Below are 18338 nucleotides of genomic sequence, written 5' to 3' on the forward strand. Positions count from 1 at the left end.
TAATTTATTGAATTGTAATGATTTATTATGTGGTGACTCATTTTATGCAAATTGACAGTCAGAATGAGAGGCTATCCGGGAAAGGGGATCGCCTGCTGCCTGATGTTCAGGCGTCTTTCGATTCCAGAAGGGCACCTGATTCCAAAAGTTCACTGATGTCTGAAATATTTTTAATCGAATTTTCAAGCTGTATTCTGTTCACGGTGTCGATAAAGAAAGGGTTACCGGAAGCCCCGACAGCGTTCCAGTATTTGTTGATCGAGATGATAACCCGGTTCAAGCAGTGCAGCCGGTTCGTTGCAGATAACGTAAAGTCTGTACATCAGTCGCAAAAAAGCCGGTGATTGCACCATACTCTGGAGCCATATTGGTGACCACACAGCAATCATCTGCTGTCAGAGAAGAGACGCCCGGACCAAAAAATTCCACAAACTCACCTGTCACACCCAGCTCTTAAACGCTGGGAGACGGTCAGGGCAAGGTCTGTGTATTATGCAGTCAGGTTATTTCACTTTGTCGCTATAAAATTCAATCTGAAGTGCTTCAATTTGTCTCGATGCATTAAAATAAAGTGCATAACGGCACAAATACGGTGGCCGGAGGCACGATAGATGGATTTGACGCTGTTTGTTGCTGTGCTTAAATTGTTATGTTATAACATATTGAAAATCACGTGTTCACGGTACAGAAAAATGATTCAGTCGATATTTTCCGGATCAGGCATCATGCGCAGCTCCCACTCTATTCTGACATTGTCCGGCCTCGCACGGGCAGGGCTGGCATCAGTACTGATTCTGCTGCTCTGGCTCGCCATTCACTGGGCGGTGTTACTGCCATGATCAATCTGAATAATCTGGTTGTCGGTTACCAGGGGAAAGGCCTGACAGAACCGGTCAGCGGTAGTTTTGAGCAAGGCAGCTTAACTGCCATTATGGGAGAAAACGGCACCGGTAAATCCACCTTACTGAAAACGATTTGCGGCCTGCTGGCGCCGGTTTCCGGGCATGTGTCTTTTCATCAGAACGTTCAGGCTGAAATGTCGTGGCTGCCGCAGCAGGCAGATATTGACCGCAGTTTTCCCATCAGTGTGTTTGATGTGGTGTCGATGGGATGCTGGCCGGGGCGCCGGATGATATCGGCATTAACCCGTGCTGATACCGAACGGATTAATGCGGCCTTAGACACCACGGGGATTCGTGATTTGGCTGATTACAGTGTAAATCGTCTTTCCGGCGGGCAGTTTCAGCGTATGTTATTTGCCCGGCTGCTGGTGCAGGATGCGCCGGTGATGCTGATGGATGAACCCTTTACCGGCATTGATGCGCAAACGCAGGAGATGCTGATTGCTTTGATTGGTCAGCTCCACCGGGCGGGGAAAACCATCATTACCGTACTGCATAATCCGGAAATGGTGCATACCTTCTTTCCGCAGACACTGGTGATCAATCACAGCTGTTTTCACTGGGGAAAAACCAGTGAGGTGTTATCACAATGTGGCCTGTTTCATCCGCAGTCCGGCGTGAGCCTTCGTTTCGGGTAAACGGGTCAAAGAGGAAAAACAATGACGATGCATATTCTGGATGCTTTTGCCCAGTTTGGTTTTATGCGCCGCTCTCTGGTGGCTTGTCTGGCTTTATCGGTCAGCCTGACCCCGCTGGGCGTGTTTTTACTGCTGCGCCGGATGAGCCTGATTGGGGATGCGTTATCTCATGCGGTACTGCCTGGTGTGGCGATTGGTTATCTGTGTGCCGGGATGTCTCTGATCGCGATGGGGATTGGCGGATTTGTGGCCGGTCTGCTGGTTGCCATGAGTTCCAGCTGGATCAGCTCGGCAACCCGGCTGCATGAAGATTCAACCTTCGCCGGGCTTTATTTAGGCTCGCTGGCGTTAGGTGTGACGCTGGTTTCTCTGCGTAGTACCGGTGTGGACTTATTACATTTGTTATTTGGCTCCCTGCTGGCGGTGGATAACGATGCAATTATTTTTATTGGCATGATTACTTCGGTCACTTTGCTGCTGCTGGCACTGTTTTACCGGGCGATCGTGTTTGAATCTTTTAATGCGGCGTTTTTTCAGGTTCGGTCGAAGCGTTTTCCGTCATTGATTCACGGGCTGTTTATGGCGTTAGTCGTGATGAATTTAGTCGCCGGGTTTCAGATTCTCGGAACGCTGATGACCGTCGGATTAATGATGCTGCCAGCCATTTCAGCCCGGTGCTGGTCGAATCATCTGCCGCTGACACTACTGCTGGCGGCGTTATTTGGTGTGGTCAGCTCGGTGGCGGGGTTGACCTGGTCCTGGTATCAGTCGATTCCGGCCGGTCCGGCCATTGTTTTAACTGCCACGATTCTGTTTCTTTTTTCTGTGTTTTTTGGCATGGAGAAAGGAATTCTACCCGTGCGTAAAAAAGTAAGCGGCTCACCTCCTGATGAGATGGGCTTCAGTCAACTAAGGAATATCAAATGAAACAATTAAAAACCACGGTGCTGGCGTTATTGTTTGCGGTCAGTCCTTCTCTGATGGCAAAAACGCTCGACACAGTTGCCAGTTTTTCGGTGCTTGCTGATATTGTGCAGCAGGTCGGCGGTGATCATGTCAAAGTCACTTCTCTGGTCGGCCCGGATGGCGACCCGCATACCTTTGAACCCGCGCCGAAAGACAGTGTTACCCTGAACCAGGCGGATGTGGTGTTCGTCAGTGGTCTGGGGCTGGAAGGCTGGATGGATCGTCTGGTGAAATCATCCGGTTACCGGCGTGAACTGGTGGTCGCCTCCAAAGGTATTCAAACCCGTTCGATGTTGGAAGACGGAGAAACGATGACGGATCCCCATGCATGGAACAGCGCTAAAAATGGCATGGTCTACGCTCGCAATGTAATGAATGCGCTGATCAAAGCTGATCAAAGCTGATCCGGCGGATGCGGACTATTTCCGCAAACGGGGTAACGCATATATTCAAAAGCTGGAGAAGCTTAACGTCTGGGCAAAACAGAAGTTTGCGGCGATCCCGCAAAGTCAGCGTAAAGTGCTGACCAGCCATGATGCATTTGGTTATTTCGGTGCTGAGTATGGTGTGAAGTTCTTGTCTCCGCTGGGTTTCTCTACAGAAGCGCAGGCCAGCGCGAATGATGTTGGCGAGTTGATTCAACAGCTGAAAAGTGAGCACATTCATGCTTATTTTATCGAGAATCAGACCGATCCACGGCTGGTCAAACAGATTGCAGCAGCTTCTGGTGCGAAGGCGGGCGGAGAATTGTATCCTGAAGCGCTGACCGGAAAAAACGGTGACGCACCGACTTATGTGGATGCATTTACTCACAATGTTGATGTGATGGCTGCCAGTATGAAGTAGCCCTTCACTCAGCCAGCATAAGAATGACGGTTTTCTGTGACGGAAAACCGTCATTTGCCCGTCGCAGGTATTTTTATCGATTACACCCAAGCAACCCTGCATCTTCAGGTTGTTTGGGTATACACTTATATCAATACCACTTAAGCAACACCATTACAGAGACGAGGTTATGCCGATGAAAAATCCGGTTTGCTGGTTTGAGATTTATGTGACCGATATGCAAAGAGCACAACAGTTTTACGAAACAGTTTTCGACACGAAACTGGACGATTTAGACCCCGGTCAGTCTGGGATGGAAATGCGGACTTTTCCTTCCGATATGGAACAGTACGGTGCGGGTGGCGCTTTGGTGAAAATGGACGGTGTTGCTGTGGGGCAGCATAGTGTGATGGTCTATTTCTCCTGTGAAGATTGCAGCGTTGAACAAGTCCGTGTCACTGAAGCTGGCGGCACCATTGAGCGGCCAAAGTTTCCAATTGGCGAGTATGGATTTGTGTCTCTGGTCAGCGATACGGAAGGTAATATGATTGGTCTGCATTCTCTTAAATAACCCTTTTTTCATCGTAGCGTGCTTTTCATGACAGAATCACCGGTGGTTTTTTCGCCGGTTTTTTTATCCTAAATAACTCATTTATCAAGCAAATCTCAGGAAAGTTTTTCCGGGCCTGCCTTTTGTTCTCTGACCGGGACTACCGGATATGGATTTATGACATACACTTCATAGTGTTGTTTAGGTATATTCATCTAATCTGATATCCGCGTTGAGAGGTTGAAACGCTTGACACATAACGTCACAGGAGTCTGTCACATGAGTGAAAGCAAAAAAGACGAATACATCATTGGTGGCTGGACACAGGAAATCCATGTCCAGCCACCTGTCACATTTACCTGCACGATGTATGGCATGGTGACCAATCTCAAAGAGCTGGCGACGGGCACACCGCCGAAACAGTCCTGGAACTGGAGTCCTAAAACAACCCCGGCACCAACGGTGATGCATGGTGATGTGATGTGGACCTATGGCGGGGCAGGCGCCGTGCCGGATGAGATGCCGGCAGCCGATCAGCTGGAGCAAATGGCAGCGACCTGCACCAAAGGTTCATGGGCGGGGGTTGATTTTGATAACGAGAGCCGGATGAACATCGACAACGTGATTGCGGTGATGAAACAGCTTAAAGCCAGTGACTGCCAGACCAGCTACACCTTCCTTGCCGGGGCAGATTATGTGAATTCAGGTGACAGCACGGTTCAGGCGGTTTCAGACAGCGGTGTGTGCGATCGGTTTGTACTGATGTGTTACGGTGGAAAAATGTGGGGGATGGATGACATCAAACGTTATGTCAGTGCTGCCATAGAGAAAACCATTGAAGTGTATGGCGTACCGGCGAAGCAGGTGATACTCGCCCTTACACCTGATGGTTTAACTGCTGAGAATCTGGATTATTTTCTCCAGCAGGTGAAATCCCATGATATCGGTGGCTTATTTATCTGGAACTTCCAGTTGCTCAAGCCTGAAGATCTCGAAACCATCTGTACTGAACTGGGTATTTCGTCGCTGGAATATATGTAATATACCCAAACAACCTGTATATATTCAGGTTGTTTGAGTATACATGTCAAACACTAACCGAAGTGAAGCAGGGATTTGGTTTAATGATGATTTGAAAGCAGATTGGTACTGATAAATCTTACCGGGACAGACACCTCATGAAGCTTACGGGAGCATCAGAAATGTCTGTCCTTTTTATTTTTGCTTTTTGTTATTTAACGGCTATCTGTTATTGTCAGCTGATACCAAAAGGACACCCTGATGATTCAACCATTACCCGGTACCGATGCTACTGCTTTCTCTTTATCTCAGCGTTGCTTTGCAGAGCTGCGGCGCATATATGTGCCGGTGAGGAAAGCACGGCGTGAAAAATATGCAGATAACGGGCGCTGGCAGTGGTTTGGTTATGTCCTTGATGCGTGTTTAATCGCCGTTGTGGAAGCAAAATATGAAGGTACTGAACTACATCTGAGCACACTGGCGGTTGAGAAAAAGTACCGGCGTAAAGGGATTGCCCGTAAGCTTATTGATGGCGTGATTGCCAATTATCCGAAAGCTCAGTCGGTGTCACTGTGGTGTGTTGCCCAGACGGGCAACATTGAGATTTTCGAAGCACTCGGCTTCAGTGTCTGTCAGGTTGTCACATCAGAGCTGTTTGAACTGACTGATGGCGCTGAAGCGACTGAAGTGCAGTTACGCAGGATGATCACGACCTGACAGATTCATCAGACAGGCTAAGCTTATGCCATCACATCAGGCAACACATAACTCACCACATTGGGATGGAATCTGACCCAAAGGCCGGGATTATTATCCAGCTGCTTATTCCGCTCGTCTGCATCGTCAGACAGGGTGGTATTCAACACATTGTTATAAGTGATTTTTTTCGCGGGGGCGGTATCCGCATCCACAACGGACTGGACGATTTTTTTCGCACTTAAAATGGCTGCAGGCCCCAGCGTAAGGATGTATTTTGCATTGCGGCATTCCGCTTCATCTGCTGCATTTACTGTGCTGCCACCGGCCTTAAATTTGGTGATGTGGTGTTCCAGAATCGACTCTGAAATCGGAATGATACCCGCAATATCGTTAACGCCGGCCCCCGAGCCCGGTTTGATATAGGCGAGGTGAGAAGCGCCTTCCGCTTCCGGGCCATGACCGAGAAAGAAGATATCCGGACCGCCGAGTGCATTCATTGTCTCAAGATACTGGTCCAGAGCGGCGGAGATGTTGTCACTGTCTGTTTTCATCGGGGTAAAGGATTTTATTTTGCGGAAAAAATCCTCTCCCAGTAACCGCTCAAAATCCCGCACGAAACTGAGGCTGTTCTCCATCCGCATGGGGGCCAGCGCATCCTGAGTGAAGACATTGAGGCGGGCAAGAAACGTGTCTGCCGACGACCCTTTCGCCAGTTCACCCAAATGTTGATGAAGTGCCTGCGCACCACGCCCGCCGAGCAGGACGATATTGATGTCTCCGTCTTGACTGTCAGCGACGGATTTCAGCTCATGAAACATTGCCAGTCCGACGGCTTTTTCATCCGCCAGCACCACAGGTTCAATTGTGCGGGGCGTTGTCAGGCGAAGTGGTTGTCCCTTTTGGGCAATCCAGGTGTTTCTATCGGTAGAAATAGTCTGCATATTCTTACTCTTAACGTAAAATACCGGGGTGATTTAATTTTGCGCGATGCGGCCGGGTTTCAATCCCGTCACATACATGGTTTCGTCACATACATTATCTGGCCCGATTGTAATCCTCACGGATGTTGATTGAAAAACATTTTCCTGTGTCTGTGTTTTCACATTGTGAAGGTTACGCCGTGTCCCGGTTTTTACATTGCCTGCAATATACGACAGCGAATGATCCCTGAGCATATGCTGTGTTTGATGCTGCTGACCTGTGGCTGAAACACCGGCTTTAAAGCTTGCGCCCGGTTAACAGAAAATGTTCCCAGTCTTTGCGGCCCCGTTTGCGCGCAGCACGAACGGCACTTTGCACATCATAAGGAATCCGGTGAAAACTGACCTGCCATTGCCCGGCTGTCGTTGCCTCTTCTAATATCGCATAAGATGCCTTCGCGGTGTAATTTTGCATCGAATGCAGATGGGGTTCATCGTCTGTATAGGCCTGTAGACCGATACTGCCGGGGTTAATGACCAGCTGATGAGTTGAAAGTTCGACACAGCGTGGCAGGTGGGTATGTCCGCATAAGATCACCGGTGCTGTAATGCCATTTAACAACCGGATAATTTCCTGGTCCGGTTTCAGTTCCGGTTTCCCGGAGCGGGTGTCTTCCAGCAGGTAAACCAGATCATCTTCCGGTGTGCCATGGCAGGCATAAATATCGGTGGTGATTTGTTTATCGAACGGTAACTGTTTCATCCAGGCAAGCGGCGCGTCGCCTAAATCGTCGAGAATAAACTGCATGGTTGGGTTGGCGTCAATTTCATCCTGCGTCGCTTCATATATCTGCCGGTCCTGATTGCCGGAAATCGTGATGACATCTAACGTTTGCAGGCAGTCGTAGGTTGCCCGCGGGGCAATCGGGCCATACAGAATATCACCGAGATTAATCAGCGTCGTTGCGCCTCTGCTTTTCGCATCAGCGACCACGGCTTCAAGTGCGTAAATATTGCTGTGAATATCTGACAGCACGGCAAATTTTTCCAATGTATTCACTCCCTGTGATTGTTGATATTCAATCGTTTTATACCCAAACAACCTGAATCCTGCATCTTCAGGTTGCTTGGGTATATATCTGACGGTCCTGAAGCAAATTATCACTAAAAGCGCATGAAAGACAGCATGTCTGGATTTGAATAAGGCGATCTTAGCGCAATCCTGATGCTTTACAGGTTAGTTATCTGTCCGGTAATAAATCAGACGGTCAACCAGTTGGATCAATATTTCTCACTCTTTTCTTTACAAGAGCTGAACAATGATCAATATTCATGCATATTAAGTTGTTGCATATTTGGTTTTTCGTAGTTGGCGAATACATCGGGTAATAATAACTATGGCGTATGAGTTACCAGACGCAGTCGCATTACATGTCCGCTTCCGGTCGGAAGCGTATCAGTTGTTCGAAAAAATCGGGGAAGGTGGCTTTGGACAAGTATACAAAGCCATGCAAAACCGGACGAAAAAATATGTTGCGATTAAATTTCTCACGCTTTCCCCATCTGAATCAGCACAAAAGCGGCAGCGCTGCATTGCCCGTTTTCATCGTGAATGCGATCTTATCCGGCGCCTGAACCATCCTAATATCGTCTCTTTGATTGATAAAGGCCAGCAAGAGAACGATCTGCTGTATGCGGTTTATGAATTTGTTGACGGTATCACGCTGAAAGACCAGCTGGCTCAATACGGGCCATTGTCGGCGGTGGATGCGGCGGATATCATGGCTGGTGTGCTCGATGCGCTGGCACATGCGCATGAGCAGGGAATTATTCACCGGGATATCAAACCTGCCAATATCATGCTTTATCATGTCGGTGCCAGACGTCATGTCAAAGTACTGGATTTTGGTATCGGGACATTCAAACATGATGTCAGACATGATGATTACCAGACGCTGACGCTGACACAGGAAACACTCGGCACGCCGACCTATAGCGCGCCGGAACAGTTACGCGGCGAGCCTGCACTGCCGCAGACAGATCTGTATATCTGGGGGCTGGTTTTTCTGGAGTGCCTGACCGGCAGGCCTGTGATGAAAGGCAGTAGTTTAGCTTCCGTATTCCACCAGCAGCTTAGTGCGGCGAATGTACCGCTCGGGCCGCTGGCCGGGCATCACTCTGCGTTGTTTTTCCGGCGTATTCTCAATAAAAAGCCTTTGGAACGGCCCGGCAATACCGTTGATGTTTATCAGGAATTTTGTCAGCTTCATTTTGCGGATTTGGTTGCTGAGCAGACGACATCTACTTCAGGTATCGCGCTGTATGAAGCCGGTGTGAATGATGACATGACGCTGATGCAAACGGCCCGGACCGGTTATTCTCAAATCACCGAGCGCAAACAGATATCTGCCCTGAGTGTGATTGTGACTTGCCGGTCATCTGAAAATGAGTCAGCAAATTCATTGCCTGCATTCCGGGATGTGATTGAGATGATTCATGCGGATCAGCTTCAGCAGTGTATGGATATTGCGGTGCGCTATGGGGCGACACATGCCGGTACATCAGGCGACACCATCCTGTTTTATTTTGGTTATCCCAATGTGAGTGATAACGACAGCAGACTCTGCGCACGGGCAGCACTGGATATATGGCGGAATTTCACAGACAGACAAACACAGGTTGCCGATCAGCATGGTTTGATCAATGAAATCAGAATCGGTCTGGAAGCCGGAATGATGCGCAGTATTGCCGGTGAGATGCCTGTTGGTACGGTTGCCAACACGGCAACAGAGTTAGCCCGGACTGCGCAGCCCGGTCAAATCCTCTGTACGTCACAGGTGCGGGCTTTACTGCAAAATCAGCTGATTTTTGCGCCGGTTGAAAAACGGGCTTTACAACCGTCAGAACTTTATTTTTCGTCAGAACTTTATTTACTGCAGGGAGAACGACTCTCTGAAGCCTTTGGTTTTTTGCGCAGTGCGCAGAAACACCAGGCTTTTTTTGGCCGGGAAGCGCTGCTGAGGCAGCTGGTCGCCCGGTGTACGCAGGGCGATAAAAAGCAGAACCGGGAAGATGACAAAGACCATACCCAGCCGCGATTATTTCATATCCGCGGGGAAGCGGGTATTGGTAAATCCCGCTTACTGTCAGAGCTCAGGGAGCAGCTGCCACATCAAACACACTGGATGATGCAGTGTTTGCCTGAACACCAGAACCATGCTTTATATCCGGTGCTGAGTCAGGTGATGATGCGCTATCAGCTCAGTCAGAATCCGGAGCAGAAACTGAGCAAAATAGCAGCGCAACTGCCTTGTGAGTCCGAAATGAAAGACAAGTGTCTTGCGGTGCTTTGGGTCTGGTTTCATCCGCTGTTCAATGCTCCGTCAGGCTGCTTGCATCAGGATGCGCTGCAACACCGGCAGTTACTGGCAAATATGTCGCCGAAGCAGCAGCGTGAGTGCCTGTTTTTATCGCTGAGTCAGCTGTTGTGCCTCTCTTTGACTGAGCCTGCTTCATCTGAGACGGTACAGGGTCATTCGACACAATCCGCCGTCACAGACAAGAACATTCTGTTTATATGTGAAGATTTACACTGGGCCGATCCAACCACGATTGCGTTTATTGATTATTTCATCGGTTCTGCACCGTTTCATAAAGGGAATGCCCGCTGGATCAATACCTCAAGAACGGCTCTGCCTGCTGTACTGAAAAAACATCCGGGCGATGTGCTGGTGCCGGGAAAACTCAGCCATCAGGATTGTCGGGCATTTATTCTTGCCCTGTTTGAGTCTCAGCCGGTCAGCGAGCCGGTGGTTGATTTACTGACCCAACGTTGCGATGGCAATCCGCTTTTTCTTGAAGAACTGGTGACTTATCTCCGTTATCAGAAGATGGTGCATCAGGTCAATGGCCGTATTGAATTTATCTCAGATGAACCGGATGCCCACATTCCTGAAACATTGCGGGAATCTTTGCAGTATCAGCTGAACCGGCTGACGTTTGCCAGAGAGACGGCGTTACTTGCTGCTGCGATAGGCCGCTCGTTTAGTCAGGCATTACTGCTGCTGGCATCGGACAAAGACAAAATGCAGCTGCAGGTTGACCTGGATGAGTTACAGCGGGCAAAACTGATTTTTATTCAGCGTAGCGTGACCGGAAATCACTATGTGTTTCAACACGCACTGATTCGTGACGCTATTTATGAAAGTGCCGCGAATCAGCCCGGCATTCATAAACAAATCGCGCTGGCGCTTGAGGAGATATCCGGTACGGAACAGTATCCACCGGCACTGTCCGGGTGGCATTGGTCAAAAACAGACACGCCTGAACGGGCGATTCCCTGCTATTTGCAGGCCGGCGAAGCCGCATCCGAAACATTTGTGATCGATGATGCAGTTTATTATTTCGATAAAGCCCTGTCGCTGATGACAGATGCTTCGGCAGCTCTTTATCCCGGACAAACACCGGAATCAGAAGCCCTGCGACAATATGAACTGACCGCGCATACCGGCCTGGCAGATAGCCTGATGAAGCAGGCCCGCTATCTGCCTGCAAGGCAGCATTATCAGTCGGCGATTGATGTATCCGGTGAACGTGATCCTTTGCAAAGCGCACAGCTTTGTATCCGGTGTGGCAGTGCCTGGGAAGGGCAGCATCATCATCAACAGGCGTTTGCGGCTTATGATCAGGCAGAGCGTTTTCTGGCGGTTCAGTCTCAGCATACACTGGCGTGGTGGCGAACCTGGCTCAATGTCAAAGTGACCCGCCTGTACGCCTGCTACTGGCAAAATGATATTGCCGCGATGCAACAGCTGATTGAAGAAGTCACGCCTGAAATCGACAGGATTGATGATCCGCTGGCAAAAGCACAATTTTTCGATGCAAGGCTGCAGTTTCGATTCAGGCACACACGTTACAGGCTGACGGATGCGGATGTGGCGATTGCCAGAGCTGCGTATCAGGCTGCACAGGAAACACCTGACAATGGGTTACAGATTCATACTCTGTTCAGTCTGGGGTTCTGCTGTCTTTTCTCTCAGCATTTTGAGGAGGCCGGTACTTATCTGCATCAGGCACTGGCACGGGCGGAGAAAGAAGCCGAGACCACACTGAAAACCCGTTGTTTCACTTATCTGGCTGTTCTTTACCGCAGGCAGGCCCAGCCAGAGGCCACGGGTCATTTTGCAGAGCAGGCGATGGCCTGTGCCGAAGCCTCTGATATGAATGGCTATATTGCCATTGCGGCAGCGAATCTGGCATGGGTAGCCTGTAGACATCACGCGAATGAGCAGGCTCTGGTCTATCTGAAGCGGAGTCAGGACATCTGGCAGACACTGTCTGCTGAAACACCATTTCCGATGCAATGGCTGGCATTACTGACGGAGCTGGAGCTGCTGGTGACTGCGCCGCATCTGTTTACGCCGGAGCAGATAACCAGGCGGCTGGGCGCTGTGGTGACGACGTTAACCGATACCCGTCAGCAATGGCTTCCCGACAGTATGATACAGCCACTTCAGGATGCACTCAGACACAAACCGCAAACACGGGATGATTGTTATCCGTTATTCAGCGCAGCTATAGAGGAATCCAAAAGACTGGGTTATCTCTGAAATTAATTACAACGATGAGGAGAAGTTATGTATATTGAATTATCAGAGCCATATATTATCGGCGGTCAGATTACGTCCCGTTCTCAGGATATCTTTGTTATCAGGGAAAGCGGAGAATATGCCTCATTACTCAAGTATGAGGATTACACCAGCGCCACAGTAAGAAAGCTTGAATGGTGTTACAGCGAGTCCGATTATCACTTCTTTTTTGGTGCCGGCGGGCAGTTGCGGCCCATGAATATCACCGGGCCGGTCCTGAGTAAGGTGATTCCGTGGAATCTGGAAACGGCACAGTATCCTGAAAGTGTTCATCGTGATGAAATTAAGCCGGGTTACATGCTTGACCTGCGGGTGTTGCAAATGTCCCGGTTTAACCCGCCACGCTGGTTTGAACATTCGCCGCAGGAAAGGCGTGATACGCCCATCCGCCAGATTAAATCGCTTTTACCTGAATATTTGCCGGATATTTCCTATCTTCCGCTGATTGCCTCCAATCAGTTATGTGATCCGGTTGAAGAAAACTTATATATTGCTTCTTATGTGAATCCGCTGAAAGTCCGGGACTGCAATCAATTCTATCCTTATCACATTCATTATATCAGTACCAAAGAGCTGGATAGCTTTGAGCAACTTGATCTGAAAAACGGGCAGGTGATTGATCTGAACGGATTGAATCAAACGATAGATCGTCTGAAAAACGCACTCATTCAGACGCCTGACAGTGACGAAATTAAAACACAGTTAAATCAGGAGCGTCAGGTTCTTGCTGCACAATCACTGGCCCGTTTTTACCGGAATGCCGGTGTTCAGGCCGGCGCACTGAACCCGGAAGATGTGCTGGGACAAGTCAGCCAGAATCAGGTTAAACATGCGCAGGTGATGCGAGCGGACCGGGCGACTGTGTGTATGGTGGCAAATTTAATGAGCTTTCTGTAACGGTCTGGTGTATTTGTGTTGAAAATAAACCGGACTGAAATCAACGTCAGATATTCGAATAAGGAAATGTCATGGCTTCTCTCAACTATTCTCATGCACAATATCCGGTTTTCCTGAAAGCATTTCATCAGTTTGGCCGGTTATCGGCGAAGGTGGATACCGTGATTGATTTTCCGGATGCTTCGCGCATCCATGCTGTGGTTGAATGGCATGATGCCTGGTATTTGCGGGATTTAAGTAAAAATGGTGTTCGGGTCAATGGTCATCTGATTTCTCCTCATCAGCCTTATCTGCTTCAGGTTCAGGATCAAATCTGTTTTTCCGGCTATCAGGATGCGCCGTTTGTGGTTGCGGATCTTGAGCCGCCCAGAGATCTGCTGGTGCCGGAAACGGACAACGCCGATCCGGATATCAAGCCGATTTATCTGGAACGGTATCATTTTCTGCCCAGTGAAAATTCACCTGAGATTGTCCTTTTTTATAATATGACGGTTCAGGAATGGCAATGTGAGCATGTTGAAAACGGTGAGACTTATCCGCTGAGAGATGGTGAGATGCTGCAATTTTCCCATCATGCATGGCGGTTAATCAAAGGCGTCGACACCGGCATAGAAGAAACCGTACAGTTCAATACTCAGACAAACGATGAGCTGTGCTATATCTTCAATATCAGTCAGGATGAAGAATTGACCGAACTGATCATTCGGGATCACAATCATCAGATTGACTGTGAAGTCCGCAGCCACCATTACTTAACCGCTCTGCTTGCACGGTACAAAGCGGAAGATCTCAAACAGCATGTTCCGGAATCAGAGCAGGGCTGGCGTTCTGTGATGCAGCTGATGAAAGATATGGGGCTGTCAGAAACTCATCTCAATATTCAGATTCACCGGGCTCGTAAGCAGATACAGGATGTGTTGTTATCAGAAGGTCTCATGGTGCCTGATTTTATTGAACGTAAACGGGGACGGGTCCGGCTTGCGGTGCGGGATTATCAGGTGATAAAAGGGAGCAGGCTGGAGGTGGACTCCAGGCATTTGTCTTAAATTATTTTTGCCATCAACAGGAAGTTTTGCATGGAGATTGAACTTATGCCGCTCAGCCCGGATGAATCCGGGCTGACTTTTGATATTTTTAAGCAGTATATGAAGCCGATCGTTGATGAGGCATTGGGCTGGGATGAAGCATTCCAGCGCCATGGTTTTACGACCAGTTTGCAGCCCGAATGGTTTCACTGGGTGATACATCATGGTCATCAGGCTGGTTTGATTTGCCGGTAATCAAACAGGAGACGTAAAGAAAGGACACACAATCCATGTGGATGTGTGTCCTTCATTATTTGACCGGATGGTGTATAAAGGATTCGGAACCGTCGCTAATTGTTATTGAGAGACACATAAGTATTATCAGAGCCAAACCCGATAATATCACTCAGCCCGTCACCATTGACATCGCCCAGCAACCGCGGATGCTGGCTGATTTTCCAGCCTCCGGAATAACCGAAAGTTTTAACCGCCATCTGCGCTGCATCAAATCCGGCCCCGGAAGAGAGCGACACATAAACGCCCTGATTGCCAAAGCCAACAATGTCTTTCATGCCGTCTCCGTTGACATCAACGAGCTTGCGCAGGTGCTGTTTGATCCGCCAGCCGTTTGCCAGGCTATAGGCTTTGGTCCAGGCCGCCGGAGATGAGAAGCTGCTGCCGGTGGATAATGCTACATAGGTTGCATTTTTGCCAAAACCGACAATGTCATCATTCCCGTCGCCATCGACATCAGCGAGTACCCGGGGATGCTGACTGACCCGCCAGCCCTGGTTCTGAGCCATATCTTCCAGCCAGTAAGCCGGGGTGGTAAACCCACTGCCGGTGGAAAGCGCGACATAAGGGCCATTACCGGCAAAGCCAACCACATCGGCCAGTCCGTCGCCATTCACATCAGCCATTGTCCGGGGGTGTTTATTGATTCTCCATCCCTGATTGAATCCATATTGCTCAACCCACGTCGACGGTGCGCTGAATCCGTTGCCTGTCGATAACGCAACAATCACGCCGCCATCGGCAAAACCAATGATATCGGCCATACCATCGCCGTTCACATCGGCAACCTGACGCGGGTGTCTTAGTTTGCGCCATCCCTGATTATATCCGAACTGCTGTACCCATAATTTCGGTGTGCTGAATTCGCTGCCGGTAGACAGAGAGACATAAACACCTTCCTTACCGAATCCGATAATATCAGCCAGCCCGTCACCATTTGCGTCTGCCATCACCCGTGGATGAAGCGGCACCTGCCAGCCATACATTGGCGTATAATTTTTTACCCATAGTGCCGGGGCAGCAAATTCAGTCCCGCTGGAGAGTGAAACATACACGCCTTCTTTTCCGAAGCCGACAATGTCTTTCAGCCCGTCACCATTGACATCCGCAATCATGCGCGGGTGTTGCGTTGTTCTCCAGCCATCGTTATATCCGTATGCAGCATTCCATACTTCTGCTGCACTAAACAAAGTGGAAGCGGCTGCTTCCTTTTCTAACAAGAGATTTTCAGACTCACTCTCTGCGTATGCCACACCACTGCACAAAAGCAGAGTACATATAGTTAAAACCCTTTTTTTAATCACTTGATTCCCCTTGTGTGATTTTTTGTGTTGATTCAGGAATGGTATTGATTGTCCCTGCGGGTTGACCAACCTCTGTGACCGGCATTTATCTGACTGATAAATCAATCAGATAAACACAACAGCGGCGAGAAAAGAGAGATGGAAATTTTGGTAAAACCCGCAAATAAATACGCAACTAATTGTATTTTTATTTGTGTGGCTCTGATGTGATATCTGTTAAGCAATCAAATGCATTTGATATTGTTTTACATAATATGTTCGGCGGTTGTATTCCCGGATGCTTCAGGCTATCAATCCAGACTATCAATCTGACCTCACGAGCCGACAGAACCCCCGCATTCAGTCAGAATATTCAACGCAACACAATGAAAAAAAGAGTCGTTGATGCAGCGTTGTGGTCAGTGTCGTCACTTTGAAAGAGCGCAAAATAACCAGAAAGATTGATGTGGTGCCCGGGAAATGCCAACACTGGCAACCCGGGAAGCCTGCGGTTTTTTTATGCCCGGTAAAATGCGCCGGGATGTGAAAACACCGGATAAGCCGTGCTGACAGAGGAAGTGAATATACCCAAGCAACCTGCATCTTCAGGTTGCTTGGGTATAAATCTTAAGACTTTTGCCACACCAGCAGAAAATTATTCGCCGGCATGGGGATCTTCTCGATCAAATCCAGCCCTTTTGCCCACGATGCTAACTCCTGAATATCGCGGATGCCGCCGAAATGTTGCTGCTTCAGTGACTGGTCAAATTCCCGGTTACTGTCGGTGGTAAAATCGCCATTGACCTTCATCGGACCATACTGGCAGAAAATACCGCCTTCCGGCAGATGCTTTGCGACCATTTCCATCATGGTTTTCGCTTCTTCCGGCTGCATGATGTGCGTTGTATTGGCGGTAAAAACTGCATCTGCATTCACCTCCGGCCAGTCATCCTGACCGAGAGTAAAAGCGGCGGGTGCAGAAAGGTTGCCTGAGTCTGATGATGCTATCCACGCATGAATGCTGGCATGGTTTTGTGGCATATCACTGGTGTGCCAGTGCAGATGTGGCATGTTGGCAGCAAAGAACACCGCGTGCTGTCCGGTGCCGGAGCCAATTTCTAACACATGGCGGCTGTGTTTCAGGTGGCGGGTGAGCTGCTCAAAAATCGGTTGCTTATTTCTTTCAAATGATGGGCTGAAACGTTTTGACATAATAAATTCGTTTGCTTAATCAGTTTGTTACAGTGTTCATGAATTATCTCATGATCGCAAGTTGTTGCTGTGATACTTTTCTGAGTTTGTCTCTGGACTATATTTATACCCAGACAACCTGAAAATACTCTTGATTGAATAAGGAACCGGTGTGAAAGGGAAAATCGTTGAATGGCATGATGAAAAAGGCTATGGCTTTATCGCTGTTGCGGATCAGGAACGGCGGATATTTCTTCATGTCTCTGAACTGAAGCATCAGGGATTACGCCCGGGACTCAATGATCAGGTGAGCTTTGAAACCTGCGAAGATAAACGCAAACGACTGCGGGCGGTCAATGTATCGGTGACCAGTGTCAAAGCCATTCCGCCGACGGTTTTGTTTGGCTGCTCTTTTTTAGTTTTTGCCTGTGTTTCCCCGCTAACGCTCCATAGTCATCTGTTTTTAATTCCCCTTTACCTTGTGTTGAGCCTGTTCACCTGGCTGATGTACGCATGGGATAAAAAGGCGGCGCAGCTGGGTCAGTGGCGGACAGCAGAAAACTCGTTGCATTTATTAGCCTTAGCCGGTGGCTGGCCCGGCGCTTTACTGGCTCAGCATCAGCTGCGCCACAAATCCAGAAAGCAGCCGTTTAAAACCATCTTATGGCTGACGGTGCTGCTGAATATCACAGCATTCTGCTGGACATTCACAGACTCAGGCTCTGAGAAAATTCAGTTGGTGGCAGATTTGATTTTAAATCTTTAGCTTTTCTTAACCGGCTGAAAATCAACACAGAAGAACAAAAAATCCTCCCTTAAGTTTCCCTTAAGTTTTCCCGCTTAATCTTTCAATCAAAGTTCAGGCGAGGAATTCAATATGTCAGTAGCACTCAACCATGCTTCCGTCCGTTTAACAGTGATTGAACCGCACCATGCACTGCGTCAGCGTGCCGAGCAGTATGTGGTTGACCGGTATGCCTCGGCATTTGATGCGCAGATCGAAGCCTTTATGCCGGTGTTTCTGGCGCTGGTGCAGCAGGACGAGATTCAGTCAGTCTGTGGTTATCGCGCTGCGGCTGAAGACACTCTGTTTCTGGAGCAGTATCTGGATTACCCGGCAGAGCAGCTGATTTCTGAACATTTCTCACAGCCGGTCAGTCGTGAGTCTCTGATTGAATTCGGGCAGCTGGCTGCATTTTCAAAAGGCTTTTCTCCCCTGCATTTTTATTTGATCACCCGCCATCTTGCTGCCCTGAATTATCAGTGGTGTATCTGCACCGTGACTGACCCTTTATTTGCGCTGATGAAACGAATGGGACTCAACCCGGTGGTGATTGCGCAGGCCGACCCGGCGCGGGTTGAAAATGCGCATTTGTGGGGCCGTTATTACCAGACACAGCCGAGGATTGTTGCCGGGAACATCCGTCAGGGGCTGCAATACCTGCAACAGTACATGAGCTTACGAACCGGACAGGAATAA

Annotated in this window: 18 protein-coding genes; 13 read left to right on the forward strand and 5 right to left on the reverse strand. The window is 49.0% G+C overall.

Annotated features, from left to right (window positions below; genetic code table 11):
* Positions 1-276: 276 nt before the first annotated feature.
* A complete protein-coding gene (locus OC443_RS19710) occupies positions 277-429 on the reverse strand; it encodes an aconitase family protein (RefSeq protein WP_200796931.1) in 153 nt (50 codons plus the stop codon).
* A 244-nt stretch (positions 430-673) separates the two neighbouring features.
* On the opposite strand from OC443_RS19710, the gene OC443_RS19715 reads away from it, so the two are divergent.
* From OC443_RS19715 to OC443_RS19745, 7 genes are all read left to right on the forward strand, one after another.
* On the forward strand, positions 674-1540 hold the full coding sequence (locus OC443_RS19715; RefSeq protein ID WP_200796930.1) for a metal ABC transporter ATP-binding protein: 867 nt from the start codon (positions 674-676) through the stop codon (positions 1538-1540).
* 21 nt (positions 1541-1561) lie between these two features.
* Positions 1562-2467, forward strand: a complete 906-nt coding sequence (locus tag OC443_RS19720) for a metal ABC transporter permease (protein ID WP_073583561.1) — start codon at positions 1562-1564, stop codon at positions 2465-2467.
* Positions 2464-2910, forward strand: a complete 447-nt coding sequence (locus OC443_RS19725; protein WP_200796929.1) for a metal ABC transporter solute-binding protein, Zn/Mn family — start codon at positions 2464-2466, stop codon at positions 2908-2910. Before OC443_RS19720 ends, OC443_RS19725 begins: the two co-directional genes overlap by 4 nt.
* 43 nt (positions 2911-2953) lie before the next feature.
* Positions 2954-3352 (forward strand): metal ABC transporter solute-binding protein, Zn/Mn family, encoded by a 399-nt coding sequence (locus tag OC443_RS19730; protein ID WP_234976408.1) that lies wholly within the window; start codon positions 2954-2956, stop codon positions 3350-3352.
* A 175-nt stretch (positions 3353-3527) separates the two neighbouring features.
* Positions 3528-3902, forward strand: a complete 375-nt coding sequence (locus OC443_RS19735) for a VOC family protein (protein WP_073583749.1) — start codon at positions 3528-3530, stop codon at positions 3900-3902.
* A gap of 258 nt (positions 3903-4160) precedes the next feature.
* Positions 4161-4922 carry a hypothetical protein gene (locus OC443_RS19740; RefSeq protein WP_073583559.1) on the forward strand — a complete coding sequence of 254 codons (762 nt, stop codon included), beginning with the start codon at positions 4161-4163 and terminating at the stop codon, positions 4920-4922.
* 240 nt (positions 4923-5162) lie between these two features.
* Positions 5163-5618 carry a GNAT family N-acetyltransferase gene (locus tag OC443_RS19745; RefSeq protein WP_073583557.1) on the forward strand — a complete coding sequence of 152 codons (456 nt, stop codon included), beginning with the start codon at positions 5163-5165 and terminating at the stop codon, positions 5616-5618.
* 23 nt (positions 5619-5641) lie between these two features.
* Here the strand turns inward: OC443_RS19745 and OC443_RS19750 are convergent, their stop codons facing one another.
* Positions 5642-6541 (reverse strand): hypothetical protein, encoded by a 900-nt coding sequence (locus OC443_RS19750; protein WP_073583555.1) that lies wholly within the window; start codon positions 6539-6541, stop codon positions 5642-5644.
* Between the two features lie 277 nt (positions 6542-6818).
* Positions 6819-7622 (reverse strand): metallophosphoesterase family protein, encoded by an 804-nt coding sequence (locus tag OC443_RS19755; protein WP_234976399.1) that lies wholly within the window; start codon positions 7620-7622, stop codon positions 6819-6821.
* Between the two features lie 295 nt (positions 7623-7917).
* Between OC443_RS19755 and OC443_RS19760 the strand changes: the two genes are divergently transcribed.
* The 4 genes from OC443_RS19760 to OC443_RS19775 all read left to right on the forward strand — a co-directional run bounded on the left by OC443_RS19760 (position 7918) and on the right by OC443_RS19775 (position 14345).
* Entirely contained in the window at positions 7918-12129 is a 4212-nt protein-coding gene (locus OC443_RS19760) for a protein kinase domain-containing protein (protein WP_073583551.1), read from the forward strand.
* A 27-nt stretch (positions 12130-12156) separates the two neighbouring features.
* Complete coding sequence (locus OC443_RS19765) at positions 12157-13065, forward strand: hypothetical protein (RefSeq protein ID WP_073583549.1); 909 nt, start codon at positions 12157-12159, stop codon at positions 13063-13065.
* A 71-nt stretch (positions 13066-13136) separates the two neighbouring features.
* Positions 13137-14111 carry an FHA domain-containing protein gene (locus OC443_RS19770; RefSeq protein ID WP_073583547.1) on the forward strand — a complete coding sequence of 325 codons (975 nt, stop codon included), beginning with the start codon at positions 13137-13139 and terminating at the stop codon, positions 14109-14111.
* Positions 14112-14141: 30 nt separating this feature from the next.
* Positions 14142-14345 (forward strand): hypothetical protein, encoded by a 204-nt coding sequence (locus OC443_RS19775; RefSeq protein ID WP_073583545.1) that lies wholly within the window; start codon positions 14142-14144, stop codon positions 14343-14345.
* Between the two features lie 95 nt (positions 14346-14440).
* On the opposite strand, the gene OC443_RS19780 is transcribed toward OC443_RS19775, so the two are convergent.
* Together OC443_RS19780 and OC443_RS19785 are read right to left on the reverse strand one after the other, a co-directional pair.
* Positions 14441-15688, reverse strand: coding sequence for an FG-GAP repeat domain-containing protein (locus tag OC443_RS19780; protein WP_073583544.1), 1248 nt, complete (start codon positions 15686-15688; stop codon positions 14441-14443).
* Positions 15689-16294: 606 nt separating this feature from the next.
* Positions 16295-16879: a DUF938 domain-containing protein gene (locus tag OC443_RS19785; RefSeq protein ID WP_073583543.1), complete on the reverse strand. Its 585-nt coding sequence runs from the start codon at positions 16877-16879 to the stop codon at positions 16295-16297.
* A gap of 151 nt (positions 16880-17030) precedes the next feature.
* On the opposite strand from OC443_RS19785, the gene OC443_RS19790 reads away from it, so the two are divergent.
* On the forward strand, positions 17031-17624 hold the full coding sequence (locus OC443_RS19790; protein ID WP_073583541.1) for a DUF1294 domain-containing protein: 594 nt from the start codon (positions 17031-17033) through the stop codon (positions 17622-17624).
* Positions 17625-17735: 111 nt separating this feature from the next.
* Complete coding sequence (locus tag OC443_RS19795) at positions 17736-18338, forward strand: thermostable hemolysin (RefSeq protein ID WP_073583539.1); 603 nt, start codon at positions 17736-17738, stop codon at positions 18336-18338.

Origin of the sequence: Vibrio quintilis (assembly GCF_024529975.1) — a bacterium.
In the GTDB taxonomy this organism is placed as follows: Bacteria; Pseudomonadota; Gammaproteobacteria; order Enterobacterales; family Vibrionaceae; genus Vibrio; species Vibrio quintilis.

Coding starts and splice junctions, on each gene's coding strand:
- OC443_RS19720 (WP_073583561.1), top strand. CDS start 1,562: ATGACGATGCATATTCTGGATGCTTTTGCCCAGTTTGGTTTTATGCGC.
- OC443_RS19725 (WP_200796929.1), top strand. CDS start 2,464: ATGAAACAATTAAAAACCACGGTGCTGGCGTTATTGTTTGCGGTCAGT.
- OC443_RS19735 (WP_073583749.1), top strand. CDS start 3,528: ATGAAAAATCCGGTTTGCTGGTTTGAGATTTATGTGACCGATATGCAA.
- OC443_RS19740 (WP_073583559.1), top strand. CDS start 4,161: ATGAGTGAAAGCAAAAAAGACGAATACATCATTGGTGGCTGGACACAG.
- OC443_RS19745 (WP_073583557.1), top strand. CDS start 5,163: ATGATTCAACCATTACCCGGTACCGATGCTACTGCTTTCTCTTTATCT.
- OC443_RS19750 (WP_073583555.1), bottom strand. CDS start 6,541: ATGCAGACTATTTCTACCGATAGAAACACCTGGATTGCCCAAAAGGGA.
- OC443_RS19760 (WP_073583551.1), top strand. CDS start 7,918: ATGGCGTATGAGTTACCAGACGCAGTCGCATTACATGTCCGCTTCCGG.
- OC443_RS19765 (WP_073583549.1), top strand. CDS start 12,157: ATGTATATTGAATTATCAGAGCCATATATTATCGGCGGTCAGATTACG.
- OC443_RS19770 (WP_073583547.1), top strand. CDS start 13,137: ATGGCTTCTCTCAACTATTCTCATGCACAATATCCGGTTTTCCTGAAA.
- OC443_RS19775 (WP_073583545.1), top strand. CDS start 14,142: ATGGAGATTGAACTTATGCCGCTCAGCCCGGATGAATCCGGGCTGACT.
- OC443_RS19785 (WP_073583543.1), bottom strand. CDS start 16,879: ATGTCAAAACGTTTCAGCCCATCATTTGAAAGAAATAAGCAACCGATT.
- OC443_RS19795 (WP_073583539.1), top strand. CDS start 17,736: ATGTCAGTAGCACTCAACCATGCTTCCGTCCGTTTAACAGTGATTGAA.